The 1,223-nt window shown below is 69.3% G+C and carries 2 protein-coding genes; both read right to left on the bottom strand.

The features are described from left to right. Positions 1–338 (bottom strand): pyridoxal 5'-phosphate synthase glutaminase subunit PdxT (gene pdxT, locus LC452_RS21740; RefSeq protein WP_223629014.1); only part of this gene is annotated, 338 nt, incomplete at its 3' end. Next, positions 328–1,221, bottom strand: a complete 894-nt coding sequence (gene pdxS / locus LC452_RS21735) for a pyridoxal 5'-phosphate synthase lyase subunit PdxS (protein WP_136056792.1) — start codon at positions 1,219–1,221, stop codon at positions 328–330. The genes pdxS and pdxT, both read right to left, overlap by 11 nt. Positions 1,222–1,223: the final 2 nt, after the last annotated feature.

Raw genomic sequence — 1,223 nt, 5'->3', positions numbered from 1 at the left:
GCGTTGCGGCGCACGACCGCGTCGATCCCGCCGAAGGACTCCTGTCCGTCGATGGCGTCGACCACCGAGTCGGCCAGCATGATGAGGCCGGCGCAGGTTCCGAGCACGGGCATGCCCGCGGCGATCGCGGCGCGGATCGGCTCCTGCATCCCGAAGATCCGGGACAGCTTGTCGATGACGCTCGACTCGCCCCCGGGAATGACGAGCCCGTCGACGGACGCGAGCTCCTCCGGGCGCCGCACCAGGGTGACGTCGGCGCCGAGTCCCGCGAGCAGGGCGGCGTGCTCGCGCACATCGCCCTGCAGCGCGAGGACGCCGACTCTCGGGTTACCAGCCACGCTCGGCGAGACGGTGCGGAGCAGGGAGGTCCGACACGTTGATGCCGACCATCGCCTCGCCCAGCCCGCGCGAAGCCTCGGCCACGACCTTGGGGTCGTCGTAGAACGTCGTCGCCTTGACGATCGCCTTCGCACGCTCGACCGGGTTGCCCGACTTGAAGATGCCCGAGCCCACGAACACGCCGTCGGCGCCGAGCTGCATCATCATCGCGGCATCCGCGGGGGTCGCGACACCACCGGCGACGAACAGCACGACGGGGAGCTTGCCGGTCTCGGCGATCTCGGCGACCAGCTCGTACGGGGCCTGCAGCTCCTTGGCGGCGACGAACAGCTCGTCCTTGGGAAGCGCCGTCAGCGCGGCGATCTCACCGCGGATCTTGCGGATGTGCTTCATCGCCTCGGAGACGTCGCCGGTGCCGGCCTCGCCCTTGGAGCGGATCATCGCCGCGCCCTCGTTGATGCGGCGGAGGGCCTCACCGAGGTTCGTGGCGCCGCAGACGAACGGCACCGTGAAGCCGAACTTGTCGATGTGGTTCACGTAGTCGGCGGGCGACAGCACCTCGGACTCGTCGATGTAGTCGACACCCAGCTCCTGGAGGATCTGCGCCTCGACGAAGTGTCCGATGCGCGCCTTGGCCATGACGGGGATCGACACCGTGTCGATGATGCTGTCGATCATGTCGGGGTCGCTCATCCGCGAGACACCGCCCTGGGCGCGGATGTCTGCAGGCACCCGCTCGAGCGCCATGACGGCGACGGCGCCGGCATCCTCGGCGATCTTCGCCTGCTCGGCGGTGACGACGTCCATGATGACGCCGCCCTTGAGCATCTCGGCGAGGCCGCGCTTGACGCGCGAGGATCCGGTCGTGGGGAGGTCGGTCATGA

Origin of the sequence: Microbacterium sp. EST19A, assembly GCF_019969685.1 — a bacterium.
In the GTDB taxonomy this organism is placed as follows: Bacteria; Actinomycetota; Actinomycetes; order Actinomycetales; family Microbacteriaceae; genus Microbacterium.
Note: the sequence above shows the minus strand (reverse complement) of the source record. Positions and strands in the feature narration are given on the sequence as shown.